This window comes from Shewanella sp. 10N.286.52.B9 (assembly GCF_002873635.1).
In the GTDB taxonomy this organism is placed as follows: Bacteria; Pseudomonadota; Gammaproteobacteria; order Enterobacterales; family Shewanellaceae; genus Shewanella.
In genome coordinates this window covers 1-6827 of the sequence record NZ_MCTY01000072.1, presented here as the reverse complement: position 1 = coordinate 6827, position 6827 = coordinate 1, and the positions used below count along the sequence as shown (strand labels likewise).

At 42.0% G+C, this 6827-nt stretch carries 6 protein-coding genes; 1 reads left to right on the top strand and 5 read right to left on the bottom strand.

Translation table 11 applies throughout. The features are described from left to right. Window positions 1–230 precede the first annotated feature (230 nt). Window positions 231–1217 carry a phosphoserine phosphatase SerB gene (gene serB / locus BCU91_RS05545; protein ID WP_102477167.1) on the bottom strand — a complete coding sequence of 329 codons (987 nt, stop codon included), beginning with the start codon at window positions 1215–1217 and terminating at the stop codon, window positions 231–233. A gap of 87 nt (window positions 1218–1304) precedes the next feature. Here serB and BCU91_RS05540 point away from each other — a divergent pair, with 87 nt between their 5' ends. Further along, window positions 1305–2123, top strand: coding sequence for an AhpA/YtjB family protein (locus BCU91_RS05540; RefSeq protein WP_102477166.1), 819 nt, complete (start codon window positions 1305–1307; stop codon window positions 2121–2123). 63 nt (window positions 2124–2186) lie between these two features. Here the strand turns inward: BCU91_RS05540 and deoD are convergent, their stop codons facing one another. The 4 genes from deoD to deoC form a co-directional block, all read right to left on the bottom strand. Further along, the gene (gene deoD / locus BCU91_RS05535; protein WP_076543293.1) at window positions 2187–2897 is read right to left on the bottom strand and encodes a purine-nucleoside phosphorylase; all 711 of its coding nucleotides are present in this window, start codon (window positions 2895–2897) and stop codon (window positions 2187–2189) included. Window positions 2898–3022: 125 nt separating this feature from the next. After that, complete coding sequence (locus tag BCU91_RS05530; protein ID WP_102436196.1) at window positions 3023–4240, bottom strand: phosphopentomutase; 1218 nt, start codon at window positions 4238–4240, stop codon at window positions 3023–3025. Between the two features lie 13 nt (window positions 4241–4253). Then, window positions 4254–5585, bottom strand: a complete 1332-nt coding sequence (deoA, locus tag BCU91_RS05525; protein ID WP_102436198.1) for a thymidine phosphorylase — start codon at window positions 5583–5585, stop codon at window positions 4254–4256. Between the two features lie 128 nt (window positions 5586–5713). Further along, window positions 5714–6487: a deoxyribose-phosphate aldolase gene (gene deoC, locus BCU91_RS05520; RefSeq protein WP_076543290.1), complete on the bottom strand. Its 774-nt coding sequence runs from the start codon at window positions 6485–6487 to the stop codon at window positions 5714–5716. Between the last annotated feature and the right edge of the window lie 340 nt (window positions 6488–6827).

The following is a 6827-nucleotide window of genomic DNA, read 5'->3' as shown; positions in this document are numbered from 1 at the left end:
CAAAGTAATAAACAAAGCAGCGTAAATCCAAGTTATTGATACTGGTATCGGCAGCTTTTAGTCACTTAGGTTAAACCGTCATTTAACATTATGCTTGCAGTGTTTTTAGGCTTGCAAGTAATACACAAAGTAATAAACAAAGCAGCGTAAATCCAAGTTATTGATACTGGTATCGGCAGCTTTTAGTCACTTAGGTTAAACCGTCATTTAACATTATGCTTGCAGTGTTTTTAGGCTTGCAAGTAATACACTAAGCAGCGTAAATCCAAGTTATTGATACTCGCATCGGCTGCAGCAAGCAGTTTCGGCTTAGCATGGAAGGCAATACCAAAATCAGCAGCATTAACCATAGGAATATCGTTGGCGCCATCGCCAATGGCCAGCCGTTGCCCTGCAGCAATTTGCCAAGTGGCACTGCACTTATCAATCACATTGGCTTTATATTGGGCATCAACCACATCACCTGTTACTTCACCGGTTAACTTACCCGCTTCAATGACCAGCTCATTGGCGTAAGCGGCATCTAAATCCAGTAAATCTTTTAAATAGCCCACAAATGGGGTGAATCCGCCCGAGGCTAACACTAACTTCCACTCGTTAGACTTTAGCTCTGCCACTAGGCTTTTAAGTCCTGGCATCAAAGGAAGTTGCTCACATAAAGTGCTGATAATACTCTCATTGGCGCCTGCAAGCTTACTGACCCTTAAGCGTAAACTCTCTTCAAAGTCTAATTCCCCTTGCATGGCCCTTTCGGTGACTTCTGATACCGCCTCACCCACGCCAGCCATCACAGCTAATTCATCAATACATTCTATTTGAATCGCGGTGGAGTCCATATCCATCACTAATAGACCCGGTTTAAATAAGCTCGCTAGCGGCGCGGTTATATTGAGAAGTTCTGCTTTTACCTGCAGCGGAAATTGACTCATCAGTGTCCCTAAAGCTGAGGTTGAGGCAAGTTCAAAACCTTGTAAATCGTTATGTCTCATCAAAGGCGTAATCGCGCAGTCTTGGGTTAACTTTGCCAGCCAGTCATTAATGGCCCCAAAAGATTGCGCTTCAAATACCACTCTAAAACGATAAGGGTACTTAACCTGAACATTGTTAAGATACTCGTCTTCAAAATAACGAGTTAAAGTGACATGATTATGGCTATACGTCGCATCAAATGTTGAGAATAACCACGTTAATGGCTGAATATTTACCTGAGTTTCCATGGACTGCATTTCCCCAATGATTGCGACTATCTACAATGAATTATTTCGATTAGTATTAATTAAATAGAAAAATGACCAAGGATTAAAGTGATTTTTGTTAAAGGTCTTAAAAAAAGCCAAAAAATCAGCAGATTAATTCAAATCAGCATTGCTGTAATTTTATTATTTGCTTTAGTGCATTTATGGAAGTCGAGCCTTAATAACGGTCAGCAACTGCTGAGTTCGCAAACCCAAATCATGGCGCGCTTATTAGCTCAACAAGTGGCCAATGGCGCAGCCCCAGCAATGCATCTACAAAATGATGAGCAACTACAATGGCTAGCCAATGCGCTCGTGCTCGACCCGAAAGTGATGTCAGTGAACATGTACAGTACTCAAGGGGTAAGGCTGGCGTTTGCCCAAAGCGTATCAGACATCGAATTTGACGCCGATGATAAAGTACTAACTGAGATGTTATCGCCCTACCCACCTTTAATTGAAAACGTGCTTCAAGGTGACAATAACTTAGGCTATATCGAGGTGAGGTTAAACTTACATATTTTCTTTGATGAATTAAAAAGCCACTATCAAGAAAATATGAAGCAACAACAAATTATGCTGATTATTGCAGGTATTATTGGTTTGCTGCTGTCGCGGGTCTTTTCGTTTAAACGCGCAGATTTCGACCGACGTAAAACTCGCGCCAAACAAGGACGTAAAAATAGCCAATTAGTGCAAAAAAGCTTGTCTGAAGAAATGCATCAACTTGAAGATAGCCGGACTGAACCGACAGATGTGGATGACCAAAGCGCTAACCCAAAATCATCACTGATAACAGAGTCTGATAGCGATGAAAATATGACTTTTAAACAAGAGATACTAGAAGCCGAAAACCTCAGACTTGATGATAAAAGTAAACCCAGTTAACCATTAAAAAAAAGCGTAACTGATAAATCAGTTACGCTTTTTTACGAAATAATAAACGTTAAATTACAGAGTAACTACTGCATCTAATGTCATGATAATCATTTCGTTGAAAGTATTTTGACGTTCATCAGAAGTGGTTTTTTCTCCGGTTCTGATGTGGTCAGAAACTGTCACTACGCATAATGCTTTAGCGCCAAGTTCGTGTGCAACACCGTAAAGGCCTGCCGCTTCCATTTCGACCCCAAGTACACCCATTTTTTCCATGGTATCGAACATAGAAGGATCTGGAGTGTAGAATAAATCAGCAGAGAAAACGTTACCTACACGCACTTTAGTTTCGTGCGTTTTAGCTGATTCGATCACTGCGTTCATTAAGCCATAATCTGCAATCGCAGCAAAATCTTGACCTTTAAAACGTAAACGGTTTGCTTGCGAGTCAGTACAAGCGCCCATTCCGATAATCACATCACGCACTTTTACGTCAGTGCTAATTGCGCCACAAGAACCAACACGGATTAGGTTTTTAACGCCGTAATCAGAAATAAGCTCATGCGCATAAATAGAACATGATGGAATACCCATACCAGAACCCATTACAGATACGCGAGTACCTTTATATGTTCCAGTAAAACCAAGCATGTTACGTACATCAGTAACTTGCTCTACATTTTCTAAAAATGTTTCAGCAATATATTTTGCACGTAATGGATCGCCTGGGAATAAAACTGTTTCAGCAAATGCACCGTCAACAGCATTAATATGTGGTGTAGCCATGGAAAAACCCCTATATTTTTATCGTATATCTTTATATGTGGGCAGCAAAGTCATCCCCTTCGCTGCCGGACGTGATTCTACTATATTTATTAACAGATTAACCTTAGTAGATAGCATTTGAATCATCAATTAATGAATGATTCGCCATAATCCATAGGTTCAAGCTTAAAATACGTCGCAATAGACTGCCCAATGTCGGCAAAACTGTTTCTACGGCCTAATGAACCGGCAGCTAACCCCGCGCCTAAAGCAATCACAGGAACACGTTCGCGGGTATGCTCGGTGCCAACCCAGCTTGGATCGCAACCATGATCGGCTGTCAGTAATAACAAGTCATCAGGGTTAAGTAAGGCTAATAACTCTGGCAAACGTTGGTCAAAGTATTCTAAAGCTTTGGCGTAACCGGCAATATCACGACGGTGTCCGTAGTGGGAATCAAAGTCAACAAAGTTAGTAAATACAATGGTGTTATCTTCAGCACGCTTGATTTGCTCAAGGGTTGCATCGAATAACTCTTCAAGACCTGTTGCCTTAAATTTCTGGGTAATACCGCTGTTAGCATAAATATCGGCAATTTTACCAATACTCACCACTTCACCACCGGCATCTTTAAGCTTATCTAATACCGTTGGCGCTGGCGGTAATACCGCATAATCATGTCGATTACCTGTACGGGCAAAATCTTCAGGACCCGAGCCCACAAATGGACGCGCAATCACGCGGCCAATATTGTAAGGCTCTAGCTCTTCACGGGTAATTTCGCACAAACGGTATAGGTTTTCTAAACCAAATGATTCTTCATGACAGGCAATTTGAAAAACTGAATCAGCTGAAGTATAAAAAATTGGCTTACCGCTGCGCATGTGTTCTTCGCCAAGTTCTTCTAAAATTGTTGTACCTGAAGCATGGCAATTACCCAAAAAGTCGGTTAAGCCCGCACGTTTGAGGATTTTATCCGTAAGCTCTTTTGGAAAAGAGTTGGTTAAATCAGAAAAGTAACCCCATTCATACAATACTGGCACGCCAGCCATTTCCCAGTGTCCACTAGGCGTATCTTTACCTGAGCTTAATTCATCCGCATGGCCATAAGCGCCAATCACGTCGATATTATCAGCGAAACCATCGGCGAATTTACCCGTACTTTCAAAACCTAAATGGCCTAGACCGAGCTTTGCCAGGTTTGGCAGTGTTAATGGTCCTTTTCGGCCAATATCGGCTCGGCCTTCAGCACAGGCTTTAGCAATATGACCAAAGGTATCTGAACCTGTATCTCCGAATTTTTCAGCATCAGTGGCAGCACCAACACCAAAAGAATCCAACATTAAAATAAATGTACGTTTCATAATTTTTACTCCATTATAAATCTGAAGCGCGGATATAACGGTAGATTTCAGGCGTCTTTTCTGGCGCAGAATCTTCAATGTTAATCGCCTGCTGAACGGCAGCAGAGGCTTCTTCGAAAGCGGCTTCAGATTGAGCATGTACCATGGCGATAGGCTTATCAGCTGATATCTCATCACCTAATGCACATACTTCTGTTAATCCAACGCTATAATCTAATGCGTCGCCAGGCTTTCTGCGGCCACCACCTAAGGTCACTACCGCTAAACCTAACTCTCGGGTATCCATGCTATGAGCAAAACCCTGTTTGTTGGCATACACAGGACGAATAATTTTCGCCTGTGGCAAATATTTGTCATAAGACTCAACAAAATCTGCTGGCCCGCCAAGGCCTGATACCATACGGCCAAAAATTTCAGCCGCTTTACCATTATTTAAAACAGTATTTAATTTTGTACGTGCGTCAGCATCATTTTGCGCAATGCCGCCAAGTACGAGCATTTCAGCACATAAGCCCATAGTGACTTCGTAAAGACGTGGGTTACGGTAAGCGCCAGTTAAAAAGTTAATCGCTTCACGCACTTCAACCGCGTTACCGGCACATGATGCCAATACTTGGTTCATGTCAGTTAATAAAGCGGTAGTTTTAGTGCCAGCACCGTTTGCCACTGCTGTAATACTGCGAGCAAGTTCTTCAGAGGCTTCATAAGTAGGCATGAATGCGCCGCTACCGACTTTGACGTCCATTGCTAAAGCATCTAGCCCAGCTGCGAGCTTTTTAGAAAGAATTGAAGCGGTAATTAACGAGATAGACTCAACGGTTGCGGTATTATCACGGATTGAATAGAAACGCTTATCGGCTGGGACTAAATCACCGGTTTGGCCAATAATGGCAACGCCAGCTTCTTTAACTACTTTGCGAAACAACTCACTTGATGGCTCGGTTTGGTAACCAGGAATGGCATCAAATTTATCTAAGGTGCCGCCAGTATGACCAAGACCGCGACCCGAAATCATCGGGACATAACCACCACATGCCGCCGCCATTGGGCCAAGCATCAGGCTAATGACATCACCAACACCGCCGGTGCTGTGCTTATCAATAATGGGGCCGTCAAGTGACAGTGCATCCCAGTTTAATACAGTACCTGAGTCACGCATACCTGTGGTTAAGGCAATACGTTCATCCATGTTCATATCTTGAAAATAAACAGCCATACCAAAAGCGGCTATTTGGCCTTCTGAAACGGTATTTTGAGTAATGCCATCAACAAAAAATTGAATTTCAGCTGCGCTTAATGCATCACCATTACGTTTTTTACGAATAATTTCTTGAGCGAGAAACATGCTACTTCCTCCAGCAAGATGAATTTATTGAGCCATCTTGCTACAACAATAAGGCACCGAATGGGCTAAAATGATCCATTCGGTGCATGCTAAATCGTTATGTCAAAACCGTACAATACTAACTTTGATTAGTAACCTTGTGCACCAGCAGGCGCATCGGCTAACTCAAGAGTATGAAGTAAGCTAGTTAATAAGCTTGAAGCGCCGAATCTAAAGTGTGCCGGAGTAACCCAGTCAGCACCTAGAATGCGTTCAGCTAAACCTAAAAACTCGGCAGTTTTAGCCGCGTCACGTACACCACCGGCTGGTTTAAAACCAACATTGGTGTTCTTTTCGCTAATCACGGTTAACATGATTTCAGCCGCTTCAAGTGTGGCATTAACCGGTACTTTACCGGTTGATGTTTTGATAAAGTCAGCACCTGCATCAATTGAAAGCTCAGATGCTTTACGAATTAACGCTGCATCTTTTAACTCACCTGATTCGATAATCACTTTTAAGATAGCTTGATCGCCACAGGCTTCTTTACACGCTTTGACTAGCTCAAAACCTAAGCTTTCGTTGCCAGCCATTAATGAGCGGTATGGAAATACCACATCAACTTCGTCTGCGCCGTAAGCGACTGCGGCACGGGTTTCTAATACTGCGATAGCAATATCGTCATTACCGTGTGGGAAGTTAGTCACTGTGGCGATTTTGATGTCTTCACAATCAAGTTCGTTTAAGGTTTTACGAGCGATAGGGATAAAACGAGGGTAAATACAAATTGCAGCGGTATGTCCAGCAGCAGTATTCGCTTTATGACATAAATCAATGACCTTTTGGTCAGTATCGTCATCATTTAATGTGGTTAAATCCATTAATGAAATGCCAAGTTGTGCTGCTTTTTTTAAATCACTCATGTGTGCTCTCCAAAACAAAAAATAAATTAATCTTGTTATGGCAATGCAATTAAGCTGGCATTAGGGTGTTGATGGGGCCGGGCCTTCGAGCATTGCCAGTAAATAAATTCATAAATTACTGAACTAAGTATTCAATCTGATAACGAGTACCACGACTTGAATCCTTGAAGACCGGAAGAGGTGAAACAAAGATTATTGTTTCATCCATTCCGCGAAAAATCCGTTTTAGCGCGCAAATCAATCCAAATTAATGACAAGCTAATATCACTTATTTGGACCTTAATATTTATCTAAATACACTTTAGCAAATTCTACGATATATTTAAGTAAATACTAACAT